The organism is Hymenobacter cellulosivorans (assembly GCF_022919135.1).
Classification (GTDB): Bacteria; Bacteroidota; Bacteroidia; order Cytophagales; family Hymenobacteraceae; genus Hymenobacter; species Hymenobacter cellulosivorans.
On sequence record NZ_CP095049.1, the window covers coordinates 4,970,133 to 4,993,390 of the forward strand.

General features: G+C 63.3%; 19 protein-coding genes. 9 read left to right on the forward strand and 10 right to left on the reverse strand.

Annotation, left to right across the window (positions count from 1 at the left end; genetic code table 11):
• The first annotated feature begins 47 nt into the window (after positions 1-47).
• Positions 48-1,253, forward strand: a complete 1,206-nt coding sequence (locus MUN80_RS21020) for a tail fiber domain-containing protein (RefSeq protein ID WP_244716002.1) — start codon at positions 48-50, stop codon at positions 1,251-1,253.
• A gap of 183 nt (positions 1,254-1,436) precedes the next feature.
• Positions 1,437-3,125 carry a T9SS type A sorting domain-containing protein gene (locus MUN80_RS21025; RefSeq protein WP_244716004.1) on the forward strand — a complete coding sequence of 563 codons (1,689 nt, stop codon included), beginning with the start codon at positions 1,437-1,439 and terminating at the stop codon, positions 3,123-3,125.
• A 282-nt stretch (positions 3,126-3,407) separates the two neighbouring features.
• On the opposite strand, the gene MUN80_RS21030 is transcribed toward MUN80_RS21025, so the two are convergent.
• Together MUN80_RS21030 and MUN80_RS21035 are read right to left on the reverse strand one after the other, a co-directional pair.
• The gene (locus MUN80_RS21030) at positions 3,408-3,845 is read right to left on the reverse strand and encodes a VOC family protein (protein ID WP_244716006.1); all 438 of its coding nucleotides are present in this window, start codon (positions 3,843-3,845) and stop codon (positions 3,408-3,410) included.
• A gap of 247 nt (positions 3,846-4,092) precedes the next feature.
• Positions 4,093-4,377: a hypothetical protein gene (locus MUN80_RS21035; RefSeq protein ID WP_244716008.1), complete on the reverse strand. Its 285-nt coding sequence runs from the start codon at positions 4,375-4,377 to the stop codon at positions 4,093-4,095.
• A gap of 168 nt (positions 4,378-4,545) precedes the next feature.
• Between MUN80_RS21035 and MUN80_RS21040 the strand changes: the two genes are divergently transcribed.
• On the forward strand, positions 4,546-5,685 hold the full coding sequence (locus MUN80_RS21040; RefSeq protein WP_244716010.1) for a hypothetical protein: 1,140 nt from the start codon (positions 4,546-4,548) through the stop codon (positions 5,683-5,685).
• Between the two features lie 130 nt (positions 5,686-5,815).
• Here MUN80_RS21040 and MUN80_RS21045 read toward each other — a convergent pair whose 3' ends face one another.
• The 3 genes from MUN80_RS21045 to MUN80_RS21055 all read right to left on the reverse strand — a co-directional run bounded on the left by MUN80_RS21045 (position 5,816) and on the right by MUN80_RS21055 (position 8,484).
• Complete coding sequence (locus MUN80_RS21045) at positions 5,816-6,526, reverse strand: SDR family oxidoreductase (protein ID WP_244716012.1); 711 nt, start codon at positions 6,524-6,526, stop codon at positions 5,816-5,818.
• A gap of 227 nt (positions 6,527-6,753) precedes the next feature.
• Entirely contained in the window at positions 6,754-7,569 is an 816-nt protein-coding gene (locus tag MUN80_RS21050) for a helix-turn-helix transcriptional regulator (RefSeq protein ID WP_244716014.1), read from the reverse strand.
• Positions 7,570-7,719: 150 nt separating this feature from the next.
• Positions 7,720-8,484 (reverse strand): hypothetical protein, encoded by a 765-nt coding sequence (locus MUN80_RS21055; protein ID WP_244716016.1) that lies wholly within the window; start codon positions 8,482-8,484, stop codon positions 7,720-7,722.
• A 217-nt stretch (positions 8,485-8,701) separates the two neighbouring features.
• On the opposite strand from MUN80_RS21055, the gene MUN80_RS21060 reads away from it, so the two are divergent.
• From MUN80_RS21060 to MUN80_RS21065, 3 genes are all read left to right on the forward strand, one after another.
• Positions 8,702-9,601, forward strand: coding sequence for an NHL repeat-containing protein (locus MUN80_RS21060; protein ID WP_244716018.1), 900 nt, complete (start codon positions 8,702-8,704; stop codon positions 9,599-9,601).
• A gap of 503 nt (positions 9,602-10,104) precedes the next feature.
• Positions 10,105-10,359, forward strand: coding sequence for a T9SS type A sorting domain-containing protein (locus tag MUN80_RS26235; RefSeq protein ID WP_375373994.1), 255 nt, complete (start codon positions 10,105-10,107; stop codon positions 10,357-10,359).
• A 217-nt stretch (positions 10,360-10,576) separates the two neighbouring features.
• On the forward strand, positions 10,577-11,731 hold the full coding sequence (locus MUN80_RS21065) for a sterol desaturase family protein (protein WP_244716020.1): 1,155 nt from the start codon (positions 10,577-10,579) through the stop codon (positions 11,729-11,731).
• 263 nt (positions 11,732-11,994) lie between these two features.
• Here the strand turns inward: MUN80_RS21065 and MUN80_RS21070 are convergent, their stop codons facing one another.
• Together MUN80_RS21070 and MUN80_RS21075 are read right to left on the reverse strand one after the other, a co-directional pair.
• Positions 11,995-12,723: an alpha/beta fold hydrolase gene (locus MUN80_RS21070; protein ID WP_244716022.1), complete on the reverse strand. Its 729-nt coding sequence runs from the start codon at positions 12,721-12,723 to the stop codon at positions 11,995-11,997.
• A 63-nt stretch (positions 12,724-12,786) separates the two neighbouring features.
• Positions 12,787-13,782: an alpha/beta hydrolase gene (locus MUN80_RS21075; protein ID WP_244716023.1), complete on the reverse strand. Its 996-nt coding sequence runs from the start codon at positions 13,780-13,782 to the stop codon at positions 12,787-12,789.
• 194 nt (positions 13,783-13,976) lie between these two features.
• Here MUN80_RS21075 and MUN80_RS21080 point away from each other — a divergent pair, with 194 nt between their 5' ends.
• Positions 13,977-16,274 carry a histidine kinase dimerization/phosphoacceptor domain -containing protein gene (locus MUN80_RS21080; RefSeq protein WP_244716025.1) on the forward strand — a complete coding sequence of 766 codons (2,298 nt, stop codon included), beginning with the start codon at positions 13,977-13,979 and terminating at the stop codon, positions 16,272-16,274.
• Between the two features lie 12 nt (positions 16,275-16,286).
• On the opposite strand, the gene MUN80_RS21085 is transcribed toward MUN80_RS21080, so the two are convergent.
• Positions 16,287-18,815, reverse strand: coding sequence for a sigma 54-interacting transcriptional regulator (locus tag MUN80_RS21085; RefSeq protein WP_244716027.1), 2,529 nt, complete (start codon positions 18,813-18,815; stop codon positions 16,287-16,289).
• Positions 18,816-19,086: 271 nt separating this feature from the next.
• On the opposite strand from MUN80_RS21085, the gene MUN80_RS21090 reads away from it, so the two are divergent.
• Positions 19,087-19,965: an AraC family transcriptional regulator gene (locus tag MUN80_RS21090; RefSeq protein ID WP_244716029.1), complete on the forward strand. Its 879-nt coding sequence runs from the start codon at positions 19,087-19,089 to the stop codon at positions 19,963-19,965.
• Positions 19,962-20,843, forward strand: coding sequence for a helix-turn-helix domain-containing protein (locus MUN80_RS21095; protein ID WP_244716031.1), 882 nt, complete (start codon positions 19,962-19,964; stop codon positions 20,841-20,843). Before MUN80_RS21090 ends, MUN80_RS21095 begins: the two co-directional genes overlap by 4 nt.
• 243 nt (positions 20,844-21,086) lie before the next feature.
• On the opposite strand, the gene MUN80_RS21100 is transcribed toward MUN80_RS21095, so the two are convergent.
• Both MUN80_RS21100 and MUN80_RS21105 read right to left on the reverse strand, forming a co-directional pair.
• Complete coding sequence (locus MUN80_RS21100; RefSeq protein ID WP_244716033.1) at positions 21,087-21,800, reverse strand: alpha/beta fold hydrolase; 714 nt, start codon at positions 21,798-21,800, stop codon at positions 21,087-21,089.
• 45 nt (positions 21,801-21,845) lie between these two features.
• Positions 21,846-23,258, reverse strand: coding sequence for an alginate export family protein (locus MUN80_RS21105; protein ID WP_244716035.1), 1,413 nt, complete (start codon positions 23,256-23,258; stop codon positions 21,846-21,848).

Consider the following 23,258-nt stretch of genomic DNA (forward strand, 5'->3'; position numbering starts at 1 on the left):
CTTTCTTCTATATATTTGGGAATTTACGCTTGCCCCGCCCCTACTACATGGACAACTTTTCCACTGCTTTTGCCCGGCGTGCCGGTTTGCTTGCCCTGGCCGTGCTGCCCCTCGCCTCCCTGGCCCAGAACACCGACTCGCTCATGGTCGTGCACGGCGCGGCCGACGGCCACAAAGTCAGCCGCCTGACCGTCTTCAAGGGCGGCGGACTGCTGCTGGGCGGCAAGTTCGATGAGGACATAAGCGGCACGTATGTGCCGGCCGAGGGCAGCGGCACCCGGCTGATGTGGTACCCCGAAAAGGCCGCCTTCCGGTTCGGCTACGTAAACGGCACCCAGTGGGACGCGGCCAACATTGGGCTTTACTCTACCGCGGGCGGCTATAACGCCCGGGCTTCGGGCGACTACGGCACGGCCTTCGGCAAAGACGTAGTGGCCGCCCAGATCAGCTCCACTGCCATCGGCGAGTACTGCACCGCCACGGGCGCAGCCTCGGTGGCGTTGGGCTACTACGCCCACACCAACGCCCGCCAGGGTACCTTCGTCTTCGCCGACCGCTCGGTAATCGACGACGGTAACTTCGTTACCGACGAGTCCTTTAGGGCCGAAACCAACCACTCGGCCACCTGGCGCGTGTCCAACGGTTTCCGCATCTACACCTCCGCCAACCGTAGCAGCGGCATTATCTTCCAGTCGGGTGCGCCCATTACCGGCACCAACTCGACGCCTTCCTGGTACCAGTCTAACGCGGTAATTTCGACCTCTACGGGCGCCTACCTGAGCGCCAGCGGCGTGTGGACCAACGTGTCGGACCGCCACAAGAAGCACCGTTTCGCGGCCGTATCGGGCGAGGATGTCCTGACGCGCCTGCGCCGGGTGCCCATGACGCGCTGGAGCTACAAGGTCGATAAGAACAACGTGCGCCATCTCGGCCCCATGGCCCAGGACTTCCACCAAGCCTTTGGCTTGGGCCCCGACAGTGTCAGCATCGGCACCATTGATGCCGACGGGGTAGCCCTGGCCGGCGTTCAGGCCCTAGATGCCCGCACCCAGGCCCAGGCTACCCAGATCAGCGCGTTGAAAGCCGAAAATCAGGAACTGCGCAGCCGCCTCGATGCCCTGGAGCGCCGGGCCTTGGCTGCTACCGTTGCTGCGGCTCCGCAGAGCCCGGCCACGGCGAGCCTGCCGCTGGCCGTGGCCGGGCTGCTGGCCGGTGGCGGCATCGGAGCCGCGCTGCTGCGCCGGCGCCGCTAGCCGCCTCTTACTGCCTCTTACTGCCTGCCGGCACGGTCCCCGACCGTGCCGGCTTTTTTATTTCCCCATCCAACGCAACCCCGGTGCTGGGGTGCTGGTCATGGGCCCAGCAACAGCAGGCTGGGCCCTATAACTGGCCTTCCCGCTACAGTCCTTTCCTATTCCCTTTTCACTTATCGTTTTATGATGCGTATTTCTTCCTGCCTGGCCCGTCTGGCGGCCGTGCTGCTCCCCGCGCTGGCCGCAGCTTCCGTAGCTACCGCCCAAACAGCTCCGGCCTGGGGCAGTGCTACCCGGGTAGGCACCCGCTCCTCGACCCATGATGAGTTTGGCCGTACCGCCGTCGACGGGGCGGGCAACCTGTACCGCGTGGGCTCTTTCTCGGGCTCCCTGGACCTGGGCGGCACGGTGCTTACCGCCCGCAGCGCCGACACCGATGCGTATCTGGCTAAATATACTTCCAGCGGCACCCTGGCCTGGGTGCGGCACCTGAGTTCCGCGGCGCAGGATATAGCCCACGACGTGGCCCTGGATGCGGCCGGCAACGTGTACCTGACCGGCTCCTATACCGACGACCTGGACCTGGGCAACGACGTGGCCCTGACCGGCGGCGGGCAGATCGGCAAGCTTTTCGTGGCCCGCTTCTCGCCCCAGGGCCTGGCCCAGTGGGCCCGGCAAAGTGCCCCCGCCCCCGACAACCTGGTGGGCGGCTCAGGCCTGGTGGTGGATGCCGGCGGCACAGTGGCCGTTACGGGCCTATGCCACGGCAGCATCAGTATCGGCACGACGACGGCTACCCTACCCGCCCCGGCAAAGGGCGGCGCCTTCCTGGCCCGCTTCAACGGCGCCACCGGGGCCCTGCTGACGCTGGCGCCGGGCTTCTGGTACAGCCGGACCGGGCAGGAAGGTCTATATCTTCCCCACCTGGCCCTGGCCCCAGCCGGCGACTACTACCTGCTTACCCAGCAGGCCGGTGACCAAACCCTGGAAGTGGGCTCGACGACGCTCCTGCCCGGGGGCACTGGTGATGCCGTAGCCACCCGCATCAGTGCCGCGGGCACGGTAATCTGGGCCCAGCACCTGGCCATTGGAAACAACCCGCAGGCCAACTTCTACTACCGGGGCCGCACCGATGCGGCCGGCAACCTCTACCTGGCCGGCACCTTTTCCGGTACGGCCCACGCCAGCGGTACTACCATCGTCAGCAGCGGCGATTATGATGCCTTCCTGCTGAAATACTCGCCCCAGGGCGCGGTGGAATGGCTGCGCACCAGCGGCGGCACCGGCCTCGACCGGTGGTCGGACCTGAGCCTGGACGCCCAGGGCAATGCCTACGTTACGGGCAGCTTTGCCAGCACTGCTACCATCGGCAGTACTTCCCTGACGTCGGCCGGGGGCTCCGACGTGGCCGTGGCCTGCTACTCGCCCCAGGGCCAGGTACGCTGGGCACAGCGGGCCGGTGGCCCCGGCAACGACCACGCCTACTTTCTAGGCCTGGAAGAGCGGGCCGTGCGCGTGCTGGGCAGCTTCACCGATGGCAGCGCCTTCGGCTCCGTAGTCCTAAACAGCAGTCTGGCCAGCGGGGAGCTGTTTGTGGGCGTGCTGCAAAACCCGGTGCTGGCCGCCAGAGCAGCGCAGCCACAAGCCTTGGCGGGTCTGTACCCTAATCCGGCTACAGAGGTAGTACGCCTGCCAACCATGCCCGGCGGAACCCACATCCAGTTTATCGACCGGCTGGGTCGGGTGGCCCGGGAAACTACCGTATCGGCAGCGGCCCAGGTTTCGGTGCGGGGCCTGGCGCCGGGCCTTTACACGCTGCGCGCCACGGATGTCGAAGGCCGGCAGTTCGCGGGCCGGGTGGCGGTCGAGTAAGGGACCTGCCGGAGGAACACTACCCACAGTGCTCCCCGGCAATAGTAACCAACTGGCAAGGGCCGCTCCGGATTCCGGGGCGGCCCTTGCTGCTTTATGGGAAGCAGGCGCTTGCCTACTGCTTAGCAGCTATTTACGCTGCCTCTTCTGGTCGCCGGGCCGCTGTAGAGACACCTACTTGGGTCTCAATCGGTGTTTAGCTTAAGGGTATGAGGCCGTCATGGCCCGGCCAGCAGTCAGCAGATGCAGCATAAAGAGTAGCTGCCCGAAGGCTCGGCGCACTTACTGCGCGGCGGCTTCGGGAGTAGCCGGCTGCTGGGCAAAGGCAGGGTCCATGTATAGCACATTCCAGAGGTGGCCGTCGAGGTCCTGGAAGTTACGGTCGTACATGAATTCCATTTCATTTTGCGGCTGCTGCGGCACCGGCTGTCCCCCGGCGGCCAGGGCCGCTTCGGCGAGGCGGTCCACCTCGGCGCGGCTGTCGACCGCCAGACAGAGAATAACTTCTTTGGCCTGGTGAGCCTTGACCAGCGGCTGGGCAGTGAACGTCTGGAAAAACGGCTCCACCAGCAGCATCACGCAGATAGTATCGCTGACGACCATACAGGTGCCCTCTTCGTTGGTCATCTGCGGATTGAAGCTAAACCCGAGTTGGGTAAAGAAAGCCACCGAAGCGTTCAGGTCCTTAACGGGCAGGTTGACAAAAATATTAGCTACCATGTGAGTATTGGTTAAGTGGATATAAGGCAAAAATACCAAGTAAATCACCCCCAACAGGCGGCAGAATGCGACAACTTGCGGGGTATTTGCGACAAGTTTTTTAGCAATGCAGAGCGCGCCCTTTTGCTTGCGGGCTGCTACGACCAACCCAGCCTGGGTGCTCGCCTCCGGACCAACAGTTGGCTTCACCCTCGCAAAAACGCCCCTCTTGAACTGGTAGCACACCTGTTTACCGCTGACCTTGCCACTAGCCCAGACCACGGGAATCAGTAGTACCCGAGCGCGCGTCGTAAGTGACGAGGTGCACGGGCCGCTCGGGCCAGTCGACAACAGAGAAGAAGTCGGAGCCAACGCCCCTGGTGTTTTTCAGCCCCGGCTGGGCGCAAAAGTGGGCAATCGGGGCTGGCAAGCGCTGCCACGGCACTGTACATAAGGCCCCGGGCAGGGCACCCCGCAGGTGGCCGGGATATTTTTTTCTTTTCGGCGTGGGGGTACGGGCCGGGTTGGGGCTCTTATAGACGAAACGTTTCAAACCGGACGGCTGTACGCGGCAGCCCTCCTTTCAGCCGGCCCAGCTTTTCCACTGCCTAACGTCTGCCCGGTGCTGCCGGTGCAGGCAACTCCCGGCAGGGTGGTTTGGCAGCGGCATTTCCCTTACCAACGGCTCGGCAGCGGGCTTCCACTTCTTGTCTTTTCTCCGATGAAACTTGCATCCTTACTCTTTACTTCCGGCCTGCTCTATCTGGGCTCGGCCCTCCAGCTTCACGCCCAAACGCAGGCGGCGGCCAGTGTGGCCCCTGCGGCCTCCGCTGCCGCCCCAGCTTCTGAGCGGGAGCACCAGGCGTTTCAGTTCAGCGTGGTTCCTCCCCTGGGCACCAATGGCCTGGCCAGCGGCCGTACCATTAATACCGTGTCCTTGAACTTTCTGGTCGGTTATGCGGCCGGGGTGCAGGGCCTGGAACTCGGAACCCTGCTCAACGTGGATCGAGACGCCGTGCAAGGCGTGCAGGCCGCGGGCCTGGCCAACGTGGTAGGAGGTCCGGTGCGGGGCACCCAGCTGGCGGGCCTGAGCAATGTGGTGACCGGCGGTGGGCAGGGCCTGCAAATGGCGGGCCTGGCCAATGTGGCGGTTGGGCCCGTGGAGGGCGCTCAGCTGGCCGGCATGGTCAACTACCAGGGCGGAGCTGCCCAAACCCGCACCGTGCAACTGGCGGGCCTGGCCAACGTCGTGCCCGGCACTGTGCGGGGCACCCAGGTAGCGGGCCTGCTCAACGTCGCCAAGCACGTGCGGGGGCTACAGCTGGCCCCGTTTAACATTGCCGATTCGGTATCGGGAGCCAGCATCGGGGTGCTAAGCCTGGTGCGCCACGGCTACCACCGCGCCGAGGTCTGGACCAGCGACGCGCTGCCGGCCAATGCGGCCCTCAAATTGGGCGGCTCGCGCAAGTTCTACAACATCCTGTCCGTGGGCGTGCAGCCCGGCAGCTCTTTCCGCTGGGGCTTTGGCTACGGCGTGGGCAGCGAGCTGGAGCTCTCCAGCCGCCTGACGCTAAGCGTGGATGCACTGGCTACCCAGGTCAACGAGAAGAAAGGCTGGACCGACGAACTAAACCTGCTGAACCAGCTCCGCCCCCTGTTCGGCTGGCGCTTGTCGGCAGGCGGCCGGACTACCCTACTGCTGGGCCCCACGCTCAACGTCATGGTTTCCCGCTACCAAGCACCAGAAAAGGCGGGCTACGGCTCACGCCTGGCCGGTAAGCACTTGGAGCTGTTCAACGAAACCCACGGCCGCACCAATACCCGCGCCTGGGTGGGCGCCCAGGCGGGCATCCGCTTTTAAGTTTCTGCCTGAGCCCGGTAAGCAACCCGGCCTACCCCAGCCAGCCCCCTCCCGCAGCTACCACGCCCGAGAGGGGGCTGGCTGGCTTTTGAACAAGTGAATACGTAACGGCTGACTTATCGGCCGGTCTTTACCAGGGCAAGGAGCCGGTGGCAGAAGAGGCTGTGCCGGTGGGACCATCCGGAGGCAGCAGGGCCAGGCGGATGGCTTCGGCCGCTCCCTGCGCGGGCGTATCGGTGCCCGCAAAGCCATTCAGGTCGGTAGCCGTGTAGCCGGGGGCAGCTGCGTTTACCTTGATGGCCGTATTCCGCAGCTCGTAGGCCAGCTGCACGGTGAGCATGTTCAGGGCGGCCTTCGAGGCCGAGTACCCCAGCAGGCCCCAGTCGTTCTGCCCGCTGAGGGTGAGCGAGCCCAGCGGACTGGACACGTTGACGATGCGCCCCGCCGCAGCCTGCCTTACCAGCGGTAAAAATGCTTGGGTGACGGCCAGCGTACCCAGGAAATTGGTCTGGAGCACTTGCTCCACGCTGCGCACGGCGGCCGTGCTGGGGGCGCCGTCGCCGGCCACGTTGATGCCCGCATTGTTGACCAAAATGTCGAGGCGGCCTTCCTCACGCTGCAAGTGGGCCGCTGCCGCATCGAGGGTTGCCTGATTAGCTAGGTCTAGCTCCAGGAACAGGACGTCGCCCTCGGCGGCCAGCGCGGCGACGGCCTGCTGGCCTTTGGCGGCCTCGCGGGCTCCCAGATACACCCGGCAGCCCGCCTGCAGCAGCCCCCGCACGATTTCGAAGCCGATGCCCTTGTTGCCGCCAGAAACCAGCGCAATTTTCTTGTATGCCATGTTGCCTGTGGGTTTGAGTTAGTACTCCACAAAGGTCCGGCGGGCAGGCGGGCAATAGACTTCGCCAATCAATCCATCTGTTTTAGATTTCAAACAGGTTGGCGTGGATTATAGCCCCTTATAAACCGACCTTACGCAAGGCCTCACCCCCAGAGTCCCTCGCCTATTCGGAGACTCTGCGCATAAAGCAGATGCGGGCCGGAGGTGAGGCACCCACTCGCCCCTTCTTAGCTCCCACTCCCAGCCAACCGCCGGAAGTCGCCCGGGGTTTGGGCGGCGTGGCGCTTGAAGAAGGTGCAGAAGTGGGCCACATCGGCAAAGCCCAGGCTGTCGGCAATTTCGGAGATGCTCCAGGTGGTTTGCTTGAGCAAGAGCCGGGCTTCCTGCGCCAGCCGGCGGCTGATAAGGGCAGTGGTGGTGTGGCCCGTCGTCTCCTTGAGCACCCGGTTGAGGTGGTTGACGTGCACGGCGAGTTGGTCGGCGTAGTCGGTGGCGGTGCGCAGGCGCAGCGGCGGCTGAGGGCTCGGGCGCGGAAACTGCCGCTCCAGCAGCTCCGTGAACTGGGCCGCTACCCGTTCGGCAGCGCTATGCGTCGCCAGCTGGACGGGGGCCGGCTGCAGCTTTTGCACCAGGTGAATCAGCTCCCAGAGGTAGGTGCGCAGCAGGTCCTGCTTGTAAGCGTAGCCCGACTGGAGCTCGTGGGCCATCTTTTGGAAAATGGCTTCTACTGCCGCGCACTCGGCTTCGGCCACTTCCCACACCGGGTAGGCTCCGGGCTGAAAAATCGGCAGCTCCGAGAGCACCACCCCGGGCCGGGCGGGCAGCAGAAAGGCGTCGTCGAAAAGGCAGCAATAGCCGGCGGGGGCTTCGGTGAGCGGCAGCCAGCGGTAGGGCACGCGCGGCGTCACCAGAAACAAAGTATTGGTGCCGATGTGCGCGGCTTGGTCGGCGTACTCTACCTGGCTGCGCCCCCGGCAGAGCGTGATTTTGTGGTAGTCCCGCCGGCTGAACTCCATTGGCGGCCCCTGAGGGATGTCGGCCAAGGGGAACACGTTGAAATGCCCCCGCCCGGCCCCAACTCAGGCGGCGGCAAGACGCCACCTACGGCCGACCCGGGAGTAGGGGCGCAGGCGTCGTAAAAGGCGGCGAGGGAGTTGGGTTTCATGCGGGCAATTATACAAATCAACCCTGTTCTACTTTACCTTCTCGAACACCGTTCCATTGAACTGGTAACGGATTCGCTTAGGAGTGACCTTGCCCTCGGCCCAGACCACCGGAATTTCCAGCACCCGGGTTTTGGCATCGTAGGTAATCAGGCGCACGGGCCGCTCAGGACGGTCGACGACCGAGAAGAAGTCGAATTCAAAGCCCAGGGTATTTTTCAGGCCCGACTGGGTCCGAATCAGCTTGGCATCCGTGTTGAGCTGCCCATTTTCAATGGCAAAGGCCTTCACGTGCTGGTAGCAGTCCTTGCTGGAGTAGATGCCCTGCCCGTAAGCCAGGTAATAGGTCTGGGTGCCGCTTAGCACCGGGAAAACATCGAAGTAGAAGTGGCCGGCGTCGGGGTTGTCGTCGGGCTTGGGGGTAATCAGGCGTCGGGACGCCACTTTGGCCCCGGCCCGGTACTGCACCACGTTCTCGAAGTAGTGCATAGTGCCACCCTCCTCGGTGTCCCAGGAATAGATGCGCAGGCGGCCATCGGGGGCGGTGCTGATGGTAATATGCTCCTGCTGCAGGGCCGGGAAGGCGTAGGTCAGCGTGGCGGGCTCGGTGGCGGTGTAGCGCAGCAGGCGGGCCAGGAACCGCTCGTTGGCCCGGGTCAGGGAGTCGATGCCACCGACGGCTGCCGCCGTGTCGTTGTAGTTGGCCCAGTAGGTGATGCGCCGGGCGTCGCGCACCAGCTCCCGCTCAATGGTTTTGAGGTCTTTGCCCAACAAGGCAGCGGGCAAAAGCAGCAAAACGAAACAGAGTAGACTTCGCATTAGAGAGGATAAAAAAGGGCAGTGCCCAAGTCCGCGCCGCGAAAGTCGACAATTCGGGCCGGGAAGCAAGCCGGCGGCCCGAGAATAGGAAGAAGCAGGTCGCGTCACCCCTACATTTGAAATTCAGTGGTCTATTTTCTCGTCATAGGAAATAGGTATAATTTGCATTCTTTTTATTTTCCTGTACCTGGATATGAGCCAACGTTTATTCTTTTTTCTCGGTGCCCTAAGCACCTTCCTGTTGAGTACCCTGATGGTTTGCCCGGCGCGGGGACAAACTTCGGCCTTTAGTTTCGCCGCCGTCTGCGGGGCATCCCCCACCGGCGGGTATTCTTACTGCTATGGCACTGCGGTCGACGGCACGGGCAGCCTATATACAACGGGCTACTTTAGCGGTACCATCAGCTTTGGCAATACGACCCTGACCAGCGCTGGTGATTTTGATATCTACGTAGCGAAGATGAGCCCCAGTGGCAGCTGGCTCTGGGCGGTCCGGGGAGGCGGCAGCGGAAGCGACAAAGCACAGGCCCTGGCTCTGGACGCGACGGGCAACGTCTACGTAACCGGCTCTTCTTTCAGCCCGGACGCCAACTTTGGCCCTACTACCCTCAACTCCATGGCCGCCAGCGTAGTAATAGCCCGGCTCGACCCGCAAGGCAACTGGACCTGGGCGGTGGCAGCCGGCAACAATGGTTCGGTTGGCCGCAGTGTTAAGGTCGACGCGAGGAGCAATGTCTACGTAGCGGGTCTCCTCGTTGGCAGCACCCCCGGCATTTTCGGGAGTACGACCTTAACCAATACGGGTACGTCGAACGCCTTCGTAGGGAAGCTGACCAGTGGTGGCGGCTGGCAATGGGCTACTGCTACCACGGGCGTGACTACTGCCACCGTTCAACTGCTGGGTATGGCAGTAGACCAGGCGGGCAACTCCTACGTTACGGGCAGCTTTAGCAGCGGCACCCGATTCGGGCAGACTACGCTGACTCCTGAAAACAACAGCTCGGACGTTTACGTGGCGAAGATGAGCCCCGCCGGCTCCTGGCTCTGGGCTAGCGCGGGCGGGGCAATGGGAGAGATGGGGGTTCTGACCTAGTAGTGGATGCGGATGGCAATAGCTACGTTGCCGGCTATTTAGAGCCAAGACCGGCCACGTTCGGCACGTTGAGCCCCTCTTCTGCTGACGGAACGCTGTTTGTTGGCAAGCTTAGCTCCGGCGGCAGCTGGACGTGGGTCCTTCGCGCAGGCGGAGCCGGATCGGCCACCCCAAACTCGGTAGCCCTGGCCCCGAACGGCAACCTACTCCTGACCGGCTCCTTTACTGCCCATCAGGCGCCCGTGCAGTTTGGCATCATCCCGTTAGCATACCAGGATCTTAGCGACGTTTTCGTGGCCGTACTTGATCCTGCCCAGCAATGGCAAACCGCGCTAAGTGGCGGCGGCAGGGGAATAGATAGCGGCAAAAGTATTTCAGTCGATGCCCAGGGCAATGCATGGGTTGGTGGTAATATCGGGAGCACCGCAATCAGTTTCCCACCCTTCACTCTCCCGTCAAACGCTAGCGTAGAAACCGCTTTTATTGCTCGTGTAGCCCCCGCGGTGCTGGGTGTACAGCCCAAACAGTCGCGGCAACTGCTCCTTTACCCAAGCCCGGCTACGACTAGCATCCGCGTGCCAGCTCTACTGCCAGGCACCCAAACCGAGTTAGTTGATCGACTAGGCCGCGTCGTGCGCACGATGCCTGTGTCTACTAGTGGCGAAGTATCAGTACGGGACCTTGCCCCCGGGCTGTATATTCTGCGGGCTACCAACGGACAAGGCGTCCCCTACAGTGGCCGCGTGCTGGTAGAGTAATTTCCCGGCAGCGGGTGCCGCACCGAAGGCACAGGCTTTTCTAACGGCCGCCCCGGAATCCGGGGCGGCCGTTGCTATTTGCCGGGCGGGCCTTTCTCGGCTCACCGCCCCAGCAGCAAAGCCAGCCCGCGCCGAATAAGCGGACTGGTTTATGCAGATTCTTCTATACTTGCCGCGGCAGTTTTTGCATCTTACGCTTCTAATCCATTCTTCCGGCATGCCGACCCGCACTACTTCCCTTAAGCAACGCTTTTACTTTGGCCAGGGCTACGTCAGTGGCTATATCTCGATTTTCCTTTCGATGCTGGCCCTGTGCGCGGTGCTGTGCTTTCACTACCCTGAGTACCTGACCACGCCCGAGTTTCGGGAAATCTACACCGGGGAGCTGATGAAAACCCTGCTGGTGGCCGTCATCGTGGCGTCCTTCTTTTTTGCCACGCTCAGCTTTCTGCTCAGCCAGCGCAAGCAGCACGCCGTCATGGGCATTGTGCTGTCGGCCATGGCCGTGGTTATTGGGGGCTTTTCGGTGCAGCCCCGGCCCGTGGAGAAAACTTTCTGGCATATCGGCCTCGACTGGCTTCTGCTCGACTTGCTGCTGATGGCCGTCATTTTCGTACCCATTGAAATGGCCTGGCCCCGGCACGAAAAGCAGGCCCGCTTTCACGCCGAGTGGCGCACCGACCTAGTGTACTTTGCCATCAGCCACCTGTTCGTGCAGTTTTTCGGCGTCATTACCCAGGCCCCGGCCAAGCTGCTTTTCGGCTGGATGGGCCTGGCTCCGCTGCAGCACTGGGTGCAGGCGTTGCCCTTCGTGGCGGGCTTTCTGCTGGCCTTGCTCGTCACCGATTTGTTTCAGTACGCGGCCCACCGCCTGTTCCACTCCCACGTGTATTTATGGCGCTTCCACTCGGTGCATCACTCCACTCAGGCTATGGACTGGCTGGCCGGCTCGCGCACCCACTTCATCGACATCTTCGTGACCCGGTCTATTTCCTTTATTCCGCTCTACGTGCTGGGGTTTTCGGAGCTGACCTTTAACGCCTACATCCTGTTCGTGTCCATTCACGCGGTGCTGATTCACGCCAACACCAGCCTCAACTTCGGCTGGCTGAAATACCTGCTCGTCACGCCCCAGTTTCACCACTGGCACCACTGCGAAGACCCGGCCCATTACGGTAAGAACTTCGCCATCCACTTTCCCCTCATCGACCGCCTTTTTGGCACTTACTACCTGCCCGGCAACGAGTGGCCGGAAGCTACCGGGGTGCGGGAAGGCTCCTACCCCAAAGGCTACTTGAAGCAGCTCAAGCACCCTTTCACCAAGAGCCCCTTCGACAACAACCTGAACATGGAAGAGCAGAGCAGCCGCTAGCCCTCGGCGCTGAGTCAGCCAAAAAACCCTGCCATTGTCCGGCTTATCCTTGTCCCATTTGTCCGAAAAGCCAGGAGCTCACGAACCTCACCGCAAATCAGCGTTTTGGGAACGTTGAGAAGTGAACCAATCATTAGGGTTGAGGCCGATACGCCGCGAAAGTCGACAATTCAGGGCGCGGCCAACCTGCGGCCCTTCCGCACGCAAAAGCCCACTCCTAGACCAGCCGGTCCGGGAGTGGGCTTTTGGGTTTTCGTCAGCCTCTAGGAAGCGGCTACACTCACGCCTACGTGGTTGGCGGCGGCAATGATGACGGCGGCTACTTTCTCAGGCTGGGAAAGCATGACCACGTGACTGGCTTCCACGGTGGTCGTCGTGGCGTTGAGCTTTTTGGCCAGGGTGCGTTCCAGGTCGGGGTTAATCATGCGGTCCTGGCCGGCAATGATGTACCAGGAAGGCTTGGTTTTCCAGGCCGCCTTGGTGATTTTCTCCTGCAACGCCGAAAACGCCTGGGGCCCCTGGGTGGAAATCAGCAACTGCTGCTCGGCCGGGGGCAAGTCCTGGGCGAAGTCCTCCACGATGCCCTTGGGCGTCATGCTCACGTAGCCCTGGGCATCGGGCCGGATTTCGTCGTTGCCGGGCGTGGCCGGGGCTGTTTGCACCAGCTCCAGAAACGACTGGCCCTCGTCGGGAGCCGCGGCGGCCACGTACACCAGGCCGGCCACCTTGGGGTCGTTGCCGGCTTCGGTGATGACCACCCCGCCCCAGGAGTGGCCCACGAGCAGCGTGGGGCCATCCTGCAAGGCCAAAGCCCGCTGGGTGGCGGCCACGTCGTCGGCCAACGAAGTCAGTGGGTTCTGGACCGCCGTGACGTGGTAGCCCTGGGCCTGGAGCAGCGGAATAACTTTGGCCCAGCTGGAGCCGTCGGCCCAGGTGCCGTGTACGAGTACGATATTCTTGACGCGCGCAGCGGACGCAGTGTTTTCGGTCATAAAATGTGTGGTTAGGATACCGGAAAAGGCGCTAACAAGAGGCTTGGGGCTACTCCCGTCAGCTTAGGCACCGAGGTATTTCTTCAATTCAGTGGCGGCTTGCCGGATGTGGGCCTGTACCTGGGGCAGCTCGGCCAGGCCGTTGAGCAGGCCAAAGTCGTGGATCATGCCGTTGTAGCGCACGGTAGTCACGGGCACGCCGGCCTCGTCGAGCTTACGGCCGTAGGCTTCGCCCTCGTCGCGGAGCACGTCGGCTTCGGCTACCTGAATCAAGGCCGGCGGCAGGCCTTGCAGCTGCTCGGTGGTGGCGTTCAGCGGGGAAGCATAGATCTGGGCGCGCTCCTCGGGGTCGGTGGTGTAGAGGTCGTACATCCACTTCATCAGCGAGGTCGTCAGGAACCGGTCCTGGCCAAACTGCTGGTAGGATTCGGTTTCGAAGTCGGCCGCCACAATGGGCCAGAACAGAATCTGCAGCTTGATGTGGGGGCCGCCTTTTTCCTTGGCCAGTAGCGTAGTTACGGCCGTCATGTTGCCGCCGACGCTGTTGCCGACCACGGCCAGGTTCTTGCCATCCACGTTGAGTTCTGCCCCGTTCTCAGCTACCCACTTCGTGGCGGCGTAGATTTCGTGGATGGCCTGGGGGTACTTGGCGTCGGGTGTGGGCGTATAGTTCACAAATACGGCCGCGAAGCCCGAGGCCACGACCAGGTCGCGCACCAGACGCTGGTGGGTGGGGAAGTCGCCCAGCACCCAGCCGCCGCCGTGAATGAAGATGAACACGGGCAGCACCGTACCAGAAGTGCCGGTGGGGCGCACGATGTGCAGAGGCACCGTGTAGCCGTCCTGGGTAATGGTTTTCTGGCTGACCTCGATGCCCGACAAATCGACGTTGACCGAAGCCTGGGCACCAACCAATACCTGGCGGGCGGCTTCGGGCGAGAGGGTTTCCAGGGGCGGACCGCCGGCGCCGTTCAGCGCGGCCAGAAAGGTTTTTACTTCCCGCGAAATGGCCGAATCTTCGGCAACAGGCACGGGGGCGGGGAAAGTGAGGTTGCTCATGGCAAAAAACAGGTAGAGAAGTGACGAGTCGAGGCCCCACGGGCGCGGGACCGGCAGCACCTTGCTGACGCCACAAACGTAGCCGCTGCCCCGGCCCGGCCCGCGGTAGAAAACCCGGATAAATCGGTACTTTATGCTGGCAGTGCGGTTTGCTCGCCTCCGGCGGGCGAAATTGCCCGTAGTTTCCTGCTTGTATGCCCTACCCCGTCCGCCGCTTGCCCCGGCTGCTGCTCGTTTTCTTCCTGCTTGCCGGCTTTGCCAGTCAGGCCGAGCCGCTTTACCCCCTACTCAGCCGTGCGGCCACCGACAGCCTGCGCGCCCGCCTGCGCCAGGGCCTGCCCGACACCAACCGGGTAAAAGCCCTGCTGACGCTCAGCCACGACCTAATTTCGGGGCACGACGAGCTGGGCCTGCCCCTGGACAGTGCCGATGCCTACGCCCGCCGAGCCCTGCGCCTGAGTAACGCCCTGGGCTTTGCCCCTGGGCAGATTAGCAGCCAATACGCCCTGGGGCGGCTGTTGCTCAGCACGGGCCAGCCGGCCGCGGCCCGGGGATGGTTGCAACCAGGGCTGACCCGGAGCCGGCAGCTCGGGGCCCGGCACCTTGCGGCCGACGGCTGGTACTACTGGGCTACCACCTACGCCCGCAACCCCGACGAAATGCCGGAGCGCATCCGCTGCTTTGCCCGGGCCATGCAGCTGTATCAGAACCTGGGCGACCGGGCGCAGCACGCCTACGTGCTCAAAAGCATTGCCGATATGCACCTGTTGCAGGGCAACGCGGCCCAGGCCCGAACCGAGCTGCTGCAGGTAGTGGCCCTGTACCGGGCCGCGGGTTACCGCCACCTGCACTACACCTACGATTTGCTGCGGGCCGTGCACCGCAATACCGGCAATTACAAAGAAGCCCTGCGTTACGGGCTGGCCGCCGTCGAAAGCGCCCGGGCCACCCGGGACACGGCCCTGCTGCCGTATTTCTACACCACCGTGGGCACGGTGTATACCGGCCTGAACCAGCTGGAGCAAACCCTGACCTACTACCGCCTGGCTTTGCGACAGGCCCACCAGGAGAAAAACGTTTCGCAGATTCTCGACATAGCCGGCGGTATTATCTACGTGCTGATTGCCCAGCACCACCCCGAGCAGGCGCTGAAGTTTTACCAGCAGGAAATTCAGGCCTACCCGCCCACCAATGAGCACCAGCGCTACATTGTCGCCCTGGCCCTGGCTACGTGCTACACCGCTACCGGAGACTTTGCCCGGGCCGAGCACTACAAAGACCAGCTGGTGCGGGCCCTGCAGGTAAAGAAAATGTATGCCGACGATTACCCCCAGCAGCTGGACACCTACTACCGGCTGGGGCAGCTGAGTGTGACCAGCCGGCAGTACGCCAAAGCCCGGGACTTTCTGCGCCGGGCCCAGGCCGCGCTGCCCTGGGCCAACAACGTAGCCATAGCCGCCAAGCTGGAGCTGCTCCTGTTTAAAGTCGACTCGGCCGAAACCAACTACCAGGCGGCTATTGGGCACTACCAACGCTATAAGGCCCTGAATGACTCCATCTTCAACGAATCCAAGAACAAGCAGCTGGCCAGCCTGGAAGTGCAGTACGACACGCACAAGAAGGAGCAGAACATTGCCCTGCTCACCAAGCAAACCCAGGTGCAGCAGGTCCGCCTCCGGCAGCAGGAGTTTCAGCGCAATGCCTTTCTGGTCGGCGGGGGGCTGCTCATCGGGCTGCTGGGGTTGGGCTACAACCGCTACCGCCTCAAGCAGCGCAGCAACCGCCTGCTGGAAGCCCAGCGCCAGGAAATCGACAAGCAGAATCAAGCATTGCAGCGCCTGCTGCGGGAAAAGGATTGGATGCTCAAGGAAATTCACCACCGCGTCAAGAACAACCTGGAGGTTATCAGCAGCCTGCTCGCTACGCAGTCGGACTACCTACACGATGCCGGGGCCCTGGCCGCCCTGCGCGAAGGCCAGAACCGGGTGCACGCTATGGCCCTGATTCACCAGAAGCTTTACCAGTCGGCCAGCCTCTCGGTGGTGAATATGGCCGCCTATATTCAGGACATCACCGAGCACCTGCTCGAATCGTTTGACCAGCAGGACACCGTGCAGATGGAACTACAGGTGGCGCCCGTGGAGCTGGACGTTACGCTGGCCACACCCCTGGGTCTGATTCTCAACGAAGCTCTGACCAATGCCCTGAAGTACGCCTTTCCGGCAGGCCAGCCCGGCCGCATCACCGTGGCCCTGACCGAGCCCAGCCCCCAGCGCTACGAGCTCACCATTGCCGACGACGGCGTGGGGTTCCCCGCCGGCCTCGACGTGGAAGAGCATGACACGATGGGCCTGACCATCATGCGCGGACTCAGCGCCCAGATTGACGGCACCCTGCACATTACCCACTCGCCGGGAGTCTGCATCAGCCTGCGTTTCGCCGCCGTCCCGGTGCCGGGCACCGCAGCCGTAGTGTCGGCCGTACCGGCGTAGCCAAAGTTCGCGCTACTCCCCGGGCCGGTTAATTTGCAGCTTTTTCATGCGCGACTCCAGCGTGGTGGGCTTGAGGTGGAGCAATTCGGCGGCTCCGCCCCGGCCCCGGATGCGGTTGTTGGCCTGGGCCAGGGCAGCCAGGATGGTTTCGCGCATGGCGTCCTGCATGGGCTTCACGGCCGCGGGAGCCGCCGCCGCAGCGCACGGCCCAGGCTCGGCTACCAGGGGCTCGGGGAGTTCTAAGGTGGTGGTGCGGGCCATGATGGCGGCGCGCTCCAGCACGTGTTCCAGCTCCCGCACGTTGCCGGGCCAGCTGTACTGCTCTAGCTGCCGCCGCATGGCGTTGGAGAGGCCCGTGAGCGGCTTGCCCAGCTGCTTGCTGATTTTCTGCAGGAAGTGCATGGTCAGCGGCAGGATGTCCTCGGGCCTTTCGCGCAGGGGCGGCACCAGCAGCGGAAACACATTGAGGCGGTAGTACAAGTCGGCGCGGAAGCGGCCGGCGGCTACTTCCTGCTGCAGGTGGCGGTTGGTGGCGGCCACAATGCGCACGTCGACCTGAATCGGGCCTTTGCCGCCCAGCCGCTCGATTTCCTTTTCCTGCAGCACCCGCAGCAGCTTGGCTTGTAGCTCCAGAGGCAGCTCCCCGATTTCGTCGAGGAAGATGGTGCTGCCGTGGGCCAGCTCAAACTTGCCGATGCGCCGGTCGTGGGCACCCGTGAAGGCGCCTTTCTCGTGCCCGAACAACTCACTCTCAATCAGCTGGGGCGGCAACGCGGCACAGTTCACCTTCACCATGGTGCGGCTGCGGCGCTTGGAGAGGTTGTGCAGGGCCCGGGCCACCAGCTCTTTGCCGGTGCCGGTTTCGCCGGTTACCAGCACGGTGTAGTCGGTGGGCGCTACCTGGCTGATGCTGGTAAAAACGCTCTGCAGGGCCGGGCTGCTGCCGACGATTTCCCCGAAGTTGTGACTGGTCTTGATTTCCTCACTCAGGTAGGTTTTCTCCTGCTCCAACTGCTCGCTCAGGGCCTTGATCCGCTCAAAGGCCAGCAGGTTGTCCAGGGCCAGGGCCAGCTCGGCAGCCAGGCTTTGCAGGGTCTGCAGGTCCTTGGGTGTAAAGGCGTAAGCGGCCTTGCTGGCCACCACCAACGCCGCTACGGCCTCGCCCTTGATAAAGACCGGCACGTACATCGACGACTGCAAACTCAGCTGGTCGCCGTAGAGCCGGGTCACGGGGTTTCGGTCGCGCACCTGGGCCGCCTGCCGGCCCACGTTCAGCGTCGGCTGCAACAGCCAGGGTTCCATATCGGCCAGTATCTGCTGCCAGCCGAGCGGCGACGTGGTGCCGGGCGGGATCATTTCTGCGGCGGGCAGTAGCCTAAACTGCCCGTCCTTTTTCTGAGCTACCGCGTCGGACGGGGTGCTGCCCGCGGCCCGCCCCACCCGATAGATGCTCAGCAAGTCAATGCCGGGCAGCAACTCGTTGAGGGCAGCGGCCACGGCAGGCACAATTTCGGCCATGCTTTTGCCATTCTGAAAGGCACTGGCTACGGCCAGCTCGGCCGTTTTGAGGCGGCGCCGTTCGTCGATTTCCTCGCAGGCCAGCAGGTTATCCAGAGCCAGGGCAATCTGGGAAGTGGTCAGGCGAACGGCCTCGTACTCGGCCGCCGTGAAGCCGGCCGCATCGGTGCGGGCCAGCTGCAGGTTGGTAAAGGAGCGGCGCTTGAGCACCACCGGCAACACCAGCAACGACTGCACCCCAAACGTGTCGCGGATGGCCCGGGCGGTGAGGTACTCGGCGCAGAGGGCTTCAAAGTCGGGCCCGGTAAAGATGCCGGGCTGCTCACCCAGCTGGTCGGGGGTTTCCTGGGTCAGCTTTTCCAGCAGCTCATCGGAGGCGTTGGGGCCCAGCAAGACGGGCAAATGGATGCGTTCAAACGTGCCTAGGGCCGTTTTGCGCAGCATTACCCAGTAAAATGACTGCTCCTCGGGCAGAGCAATGCGCAGGTTGAGAAAGGAAAACGGCACGAGCTTATCAATCTGGGCGGCAATGGCCAGGCTGAGCTGGTCCCGGTCGTGCAGGGTGATAATGGCGTTGTTGACGGCCACCTGAATCTGCTGCTGCCGGCGCAGCTTGGCTTCCTCGCTGTGGGCGTGGCGGTAGCGGGCTATTTCCAGAGTAGTCAGCACGTCCTTGGCCCGGAACGGCTTGTTTAGAAACCCGAAGGGCTGGGTCACCTTGGCCGCTTCCAGGACGCTGTCGGAGAGGTTGGCCGACAGGTACACGAACGGAATGTGGGCCTCTTGCAGCTCCTGGGCCAGGTCGATGCCGGTTTCTTCGCCCCGCAGAAAAATATCGAGCAGCACGATGTCGGGCGTGTTTTGGGCAATAAGTTGCCGGGCTTCGGCCACGGTTTTGGCCAGGCTCGGGACCTGGTAGCCGGCCTGGGTAAGGATGCGGCGCAGGTTGTTGGCAATCACAAACTCATCTTCGACAATGAGGATGCTGGCCGCGGGCGAAAGTTCTGTGCTGGGTGCTAGCATAAGAAAGTGAAGTAGCTGTGGCGAGCCGCAAGGCAACCCGGCGGCAAGGTACGACGCCTCCGACGCACCGCCGGTTTTGCCTCCGAAATATCGGAGGCTACGCAGTATCGGAGGTTCCACGGCTGTGCTTAGCAAAGCATATTTACCTATATACTATCTGTATATCAGCAATATAAATAACATAATATGTAGTAGCGGGCAGTTGGCACCCCGTTCGTAACGGTCGAGCTGAAACGTCTCAATTCTTTGCTCCTGCCTACTTCCGTACGTTATGAAAAGCGCTATCCAACCCGAGCCCCTGGTGGTAGAAGAGTTTGAGCTGGGCGCCTGGCCCGGCCCGCGCCACCTGCGCCACCACTTCGAGCTGATTAGCATCCGCCAGGGCAGCGGGGCCTACCTCGTCAACGACCAGCACCTGCGCTACCGCACCGGCAACCTGTTCTTGCTGGCCCCCGCTGCCCGCTATTCCTTCGCCATCGACCAGCCTACCAGCTTTGGCGTGCTGCGGTTTACGGAGGCCTACCTGACCGGGCTGACCACCTCCGGCCGGCACACCGGGGCCTGGCAGCTGCTGCGCGACTATACCCTGCACGCCGCGCTGGGGCTGCCGGGCTGCATTACCCTGGAGCCCGCCGAGCAGCAGCAGGTGGAAGCCCTGCTCACCATCCTGTTTACGGAGCACGACAAGCCCGGGCAGCCTTTCAACGACACCCTGGCCGAGTCGCTGCTCGGGGCCGTGCTGAGCTTCGTGGGCCGCCGCCTCCCCGACTGCCTGCCCGGGTCCTGGCCAGCGGCTACCTACGCGGGCAATCTGGTGCAACGGGTGCTGCGCTACATCCAGCGCCACATCAGCCAGCCTGACTGCCTACGGGTCGAGCGGCTGGCTTCGGAGTTTGCCTACTCGCCCAAGCACCTGAGCGCGGTGTTCAAGCAGGAAACGGGCGAGTCGCTGCGGCAGTACATCCTGCGCTACAAGCTCAAGCTGGCCGAAACCCTGCTGCTGCGCAGCACCCGCACCGTGTCGCAGATTGCCGACGAGCTGGCCTTTACCGATGTGTGCCACCTCAACAAGCTCTTTAAAAAGCACTACGACACGACGCCCACCGACTACCGCCGGCTGCTAACCACCCAAGCCCTGGTAAGCGCATGAAAACGGCCATCGACTTCCGCCCCGCCCCCGCTGCCCTGCCGCCCTTCGATATTCACCCGCTGGCCTGGCTCCGGCAGCAGCCCGCCGCACCCCAGAGTCAGCGTCCCGGGTCGGCCCTCTACACCCTGATATTGGTAGACGAGCCAAGCCTGGGTGCCGGGCCCGCCATCCTGTCGGCGCAGGCGAGTGGGGAATTATATCTGAGCCGGCCCGGGCAACCCGCACTGGCTACCGTGCCGGCCCGGGCCCAGGGGCAGGTGCTGCGCTTCACCGACGAATTTGTGGGCCTGGCCGGTCACGAGCGGGAGTTGCTGCTGTTTCAGCTGTTTCACCCAGCGGCCACCGAGCCCCTGCAGGTGCCCGCCGAGCAGGCCACCGATATGGCCTTTCTGCTGACCAGCATGCAGCGGCAGGCCGCCGGGGCCACGCTGTTGCGCGAAGACCTGCTCCGCTCCTACCTCAAAACCCTACTCTTGTATTGCAGCCGCCTGCGCCAGCAGCAAAGTCCGCCCACGCCGCTGCTCCAGGCCGGGTTGCTGGGCCGGTTTCAGCAGCTTTTGGAAGCGAATTACACCACCTGGAAATCGGTGGCGGAGTATGCCCAGCGCCTGCACGTGACGGCCAACCACCTGAGCGTGAGCATCCGGAAGGAAACCGGCCAGCCGGCCAGTGAGCATATCCGGCAGCGCATCGTGCTGGAGGCCAAGCGGCTGATAACGCTGAGCGACGTACCCCTGAAAGAAGTGGCCTACCAGCTGGGCTTTGAGGACGTGGCCCATTTCAGTAAGCTTTTCAAGCGCTGCACCGGCCTCACGTTTTCCCAGTTCAAGCAGCAAACCCGAGCCCAGTACCACCCGCTGCAGCTGGCCGTGGCGTAGGGTGTAGCTAACGGCACATTATCTTTTTCATCCTGAGCAAAGCATTCTGCGCATCAAGCGGCGTGACCTTCCTCATCTATTACATATTTCTCAAGATGCAAAGCCCTTTACTGCCGGCGCGGTAAAGGGCTTTGTGGGTTAAGAATGAGACTACCTTCGCAGAGGACGGATTGCCGCCGCTTGATTCGCGGAATGTCGTGCCTCCTCGCAATGACAGCTGTTTTTATAAACCCAAGGCCTTTGCTACAAGCCTGTTAGTACCGAAACCAAGGCTTCGGGCTGGGCGAAAAAAGGGCTGTGGCCACAGTCTAGGGCTACGACGTCAGCTACGGAGCCGTTGGCCAGCAGCATCTGCCGCTGCAGCCGGGTGCTAATGCCCACGTCGTGCTGGGTTTCGACGTAGAACTTCGGCACTTGCCCGAAGTTGGCGGCCGTCAGCATTACCCGCTGCTGAAACGGGGCCAGGGGCTCGGGCCGGTGCCGGGCCACAACTAGCTCTTGCACGGCCAGCGGGCAGTCGGCGGCGAAGATGGGCACGATGGCCGCGGGTTGGATGGTGGCCGTTTGCTGGTCGGGAGCTACTACCAGGTTGGGCGGCAGCAGGCTGTCGGCGTCGCGGAAGTCGAAGGCGCTTTGCCCGTCGGCCGGCAGGTAGGCGCAGAGGTACACCAGCCGGCTGATGCGGTGGGAAATCAGCTCCGCGACCTGCGAGATAATCATACCGGCCAGGCTGTGGCCGACGAGCACCACCGGCCCGGCTTCGGCCTCGATACGGCGGATGGTGGCCTGCACGTAGCTGCTGAGCGTGAGGCCGGCGGCGGGCGTCACGTCGTCGCCGTGGGCGGGCAGGTCAAAGGCGACGACCCGGTGCCCGGCTTGTTTCAGCAGGGGCTGCACCACGGCCCAGGCATAGCGGCCCGACCAGGCGCCGTGCACGAGAATAAAAGTCGAGGGCATAGAGTAAGAATAGCGGGTGGGAAGGCAGGCAGCAGCAGCAGAAGCTTAGAAGCGGAAGGTCACGCGGGGCGACAGGTAGGTCTGGTCTTGGCCGGGGCCCGACTCGCGCAGGAAGGCGCCGGCCCGGAAGTAGGTCATAAATAGCTCCAGCTCCCAGTGGCGCTGCACCTGCCAGTCCAGCTCCGCCGTCAGCTGGTCGCCGATAAAAGCTGATTGAGCCACGGTGCCGGGGCGGCTGAGCACGTAGGGCACGCTGTAGAGGCCGTCGGTGCGGCGGGCTCGCCAGAAAAAGTCCCAGTCGATGCTCAGAGTGAAGTCGTTGCTGCGGGTTGGGTACAGGGTGAGCACCGGGTGAATGTCGCGCAGGTTGGCCGGCCCTATAAGTGCCGCCTGCCCGAAGTACGCCCCCTTGGGAAACAGCGGGTTAAAGGTTTGCAGGGCCGGGCTTTCCGGATTCTCGTCGCCGCTGATGTACTCGGTGCGCAGCTGCAGCAAGGGCCGCCACGGCAGCGCCTCAAAGGCGTAGCCAAACTCCCCGGAGGCCGTCCAGGCTCGGATGGCGCCACGGCCAAACTGCCCGAACTGGTAGACGGCCTCCACGTTGTAGCGCCAGGAACCCGGCGCCCCCCACCACCGCGCCCCCACCGAGTGCCGCCGCTCAGCCGCCCGCCCCTGCTGGTAGCGGGCCTGGGTGTTCCGGAAGCCGAGGTAGTACACGTCGAGCCCACCGCCCAGGGGCCGGATGGTTTTGACCCCATACACGCCCCAAAACCACACGTTTGGATTAGGCGCATCGTCGAAGACGCCGGGCTTGGTGGTAGCGGGTCGGGTCACGAAACCGTCGAGCTGGAGCGCGGGCGTGTGCCAGAGCAGGCGGCCCCCGTCGAAGGTCTGGCGCACGTTGGGCGCTTCCCGCCAGGAAATCAGCCTCGACGAGCCGTAGGCCATTTCCTGCCGGCCCAGGCGCAGCGTCAGCTGACCGGGGCCCGCGGCGGTGCGCAGGTCCACGAAGGCCTGGTGTAGGTCGAGCTGGTCTTTTTCGGTGGACTCGGGCTCGAAGGCTTTGCCCGCCACCAAGCCGCTTTTCAGCTGCCCGAACACGCGCACGTGCGGCCCCAGCTGCCAGTCGGTGTGCAGCATATAGCGCTGCAACAGGTAGCCGTTGTCGTCCTCGGGGCCGGCGCCCCAGTCGTTGTGCCGCACCCGCACGTACTGCAGCCGGACTTCGCCGCCCAGGCTCAGGTAGCTGGTTTTGGTTGGGTTAAGCGCAATAAACTTTACGGGGTCGAACAGGTCGGGGCGGACGGTAGTGGTATCGGCGGCCAGGTAGCGGTAGTCTTCCTGGGCGCGCTCCATGCGGTACTCCGGCGGGGCCTGCTGGTGCTGGGCGTAGCCGGCGCTGGTTCCGCCGAGCAAGCTCAGCAGCAGGCCCAGGCGGGGCAGTCGGCGCGGGCTCAT

Bases quoted from the DNA above. Each gene is read 5' to 3' on its own strand.
- MUN80_RS21095 (WP_244716031.1), top strand. From the start codon at position 19,962: ATGAAAACGGCCATCGACTTCCGCCCCGCCCCCGCTGCCCTGCCGCCC.
- MUN80_RS21025 (WP_244716004.1), top strand. From the start codon at position 1,437: ATGATGCGTATTTCTTCCTGCCTGGCCCGTCTGGCGGCCGTGCTGCTC.
- MUN80_RS21040 (WP_244716010.1), top strand. From the start codon at position 4,546: ATGAAACTTGCATCCTTACTCTTTACTTCCGGCCTGCTCTATCTGGGC.
- MUN80_RS21070 (WP_244716022.1), bottom strand. From the start codon at position 12,723: ATGACCGAAAACACTGCGTCCGCTGCGCGCGTCAAGAATATCGTACTC.
- MUN80_RS21075 (WP_244716023.1), bottom strand. From the start codon at position 13,782: ATGAGCAACCTCACTTTCCCCGCCCCCGTGCCTGTTGCCGAAGATTCG.
- MUN80_RS21090 (WP_244716029.1), top strand. From the start codon at position 19,087: ATGAAAAGCGCTATCCAACCCGAGCCCCTGGTGGTAGAAGAGTTTGAG.
- MUN80_RS21105 (WP_244716035.1), bottom strand. From the start codon at position 23,258: ATGAGCCCGCGCCGACTGCCCCGCCTGGGCCTGCTGCTGAGCTTGCTC.
- MUN80_RS21065 (WP_244716020.1), top strand. From the start codon at position 10,577: ATGCCGACCCGCACTACTTCCCTTAAGCAACGCTTTTACTTTGGCCAG.
- MUN80_RS21080 (WP_244716025.1), top strand. From the start codon at position 13,977: ATGCCCTACCCCGTCCGCCGCTTGCCCCGGCTGCTGCTCGTTTTCTTC.
- MUN80_RS21060 (WP_244716018.1), top strand. From the start codon at position 8,702: ATGAGCCAACGTTTATTCTTTTTTCTCGGTGCCCTAAGCACCTTCCTG.
- MUN80_RS21045 (WP_244716012.1), bottom strand. From the start codon at position 6,526: ATGGCATACAAGAAAATTGCGCTGGTTTCTGGCGGCAACAAGGGCATC.
- MUN80_RS21085 (WP_244716027.1), bottom strand. From the start codon at position 18,815: ATGCTAGCACCCAGCACAGAACTTTCGCCCGCGGCCAGCATCCTCATT.
- MUN80_RS21100 (WP_244716033.1), bottom strand. From the start codon at position 21,800: ATGCCCTCGACTTTTATTCTCGTGCACGGCGCCTGGTCGGGCCGCTAT.
- MUN80_RS21020 (WP_244716002.1), top strand. From the start codon at position 48: ATGGACAACTTTTCCACTGCTTTTGCCCGGCGTGCCGGTTTGCTTGCC.
- MUN80_RS21030 (WP_244716006.1), bottom strand. From the start codon at position 3,845: ATGGTAGCTAATATTTTTGTCAACCTGCCCGTTAAGGACCTGAACGCT.